The following is a 1351-nucleotide window of genomic DNA, read 5'->3' on the forward strand; positions in this document are numbered from 1 at the left end:
GCGCGCTGCACCGGCACCATCTGCTTGACCACGGCCGGGTCGAACACCGCATCGGCCATCGGCGAGGCGATGATGCCCGGCGCGATGGCGTTGACCGTCACGCCGCGCGAGGCCACCTCCAGCGACAGCGCCTTGGTCGCGCTGTTGAGCGCGCCCTTGGCGGCGGCGTAGTTCACCTGCCCCTTGTTGCCGGCGATGGCCGCCACCGACGAGATGTTGATGATGCGCCCCCAGCGGGTGCGCAGCATCGGCAGCAAGAGCGGCTGCGTCACGCGGAAGAAGCCGTTGAGCGAGACGTCGATGACCTTGTGCCACTGCTCGGGCCGCATGCCCGGCAGCACCGCGTCGTCGTGGATGCCTGCGTTGTTGACCAGCACCTGCACCGGCCCGCCTTCGAGGATCCGCGCGCAGGCGGCGGCGCAGGCGGCGTCGTCGGTCAGGTCGAACACGTGGCACTCGGCCTGGCCGCCGGCGTCGGCGATGCGCGCGGCCAGCGCCTCGATGGCCTCGCGCCGGCCGTTGGCGTGCAGCAGCACGGTGGCGCCCTCTCGGGCCAGGCGCTCGGCGATGGCCGAGCCCAGGGCGCCGCTGGCGCCGGTGACGAGGGCGCGCTTGTTCTTCAATGCAGTCATGGCGAAGTCGAGATCGGGTTGTCGGGCAAGGGCGTGTTGAGCACCACCACCACGCGGCCCTCGGCCACGGGCTGCTGCGCGCCGTCTTCCACGCGGAAGGCGTACATCACCTGGCTGGCGTCGCCCGACAGGCGCTGCGCATGCAGGTGCAGCGGCGCCGGCCTGTCGTGCAGGGTCGTGGCGTGGAACTTCACGCTGCGCACGCTGGCGATGTAGCCGGCCGAGGGCGCGCTGCCTTCGGCCGCCAGCAGGCCGCCGTGCAGCGCCATCGCCTGCGCGGCGAACTCGATGGCCGTCGGCGCCAGCAGGCCGCCGGCCGTGCGCAGCGGGTTGGCCGGGTCGGCATGGCGCGCGGTGGTGCAGTGGATGGCCTGCGCATCCCAGGCTTCCAGCCGGTCGAGCAGGCACATGTCGCCGTGGTGCGGGATGCGCGCGGCGATGCCGGCGCGGTCGAGGATGGCAGGTGCGTTCATAGCGGTGATTCGACGTCGGCGACGAGCAGCACGTTGGCGAAGGGCGTGCCCTCGCTCATCGGGATCGGCTGCACCGAGAAGCCCAGGCGCTGCAGCAGCGCGATCCATTCATCCAGCGTGCGGCCCCAGGTCGGCGAGACCTTGTGGCCGCGGATGCGCGTGACCGTGCGGTCCACCCACTGGCTGATGGCGAAGCCGCGGCGGCTGGCCGCGTCGCCCACGCGCAGCAGCAGGCGGCCGGGCACG

Annotated in this window: 2 protein-coding genes and 1 pseudogene; all 3 read right to left on the bottom strand. The window is 72.5% G+C overall.

Annotated features, from left to right (window positions below):
• Positions 1–632 (bottom strand): SDR family NAD(P)-dependent oxidoreductase (locus tag ACIY1X_RS18885; RefSeq protein WP_399683438.1); only part of this gene is annotated, 632 nt, incomplete at its 3' end.
• Complete coding sequence (locus ACIY1X_RS18890; RefSeq protein ID WP_399683440.1) at positions 629–1105, bottom strand: hydroxymyristoyl-ACP dehydratase; 477 nt, start codon at positions 1103–1105, stop codon at positions 629–631. The genes ACIY1X_RS18890 and ACIY1X_RS18885, both read right to left, overlap by 4 nt.
• Positions 1102–1351: pseudogene (locus tag ACIY1X_RS18895) on the bottom strand (methyltransferase type 11); the annotation flags it as partial. The gene ACIY1X_RS18890 and the pseudogene ACIY1X_RS18895, both read right to left, overlap by 4 nt.

Source organism: Xenophilus sp. (genome assembly GCF_044462705.1).
Taxonomy (GTDB): domain Bacteria; phylum Pseudomonadota; class Gammaproteobacteria; order Burkholderiales; family Burkholderiaceae_C; genus Xenophilus; species Xenophilus azovorans.

Bases quoted from the DNA above. Each gene is read 5' to 3' on its own strand.
- ACIY1X_RS18890 (WP_399683440.1), bottom strand. From the start codon at position 1,105: ATGAACGCACCTGCCATCCTCGACCGCGCCGGCATCGCCGCGCGCATC.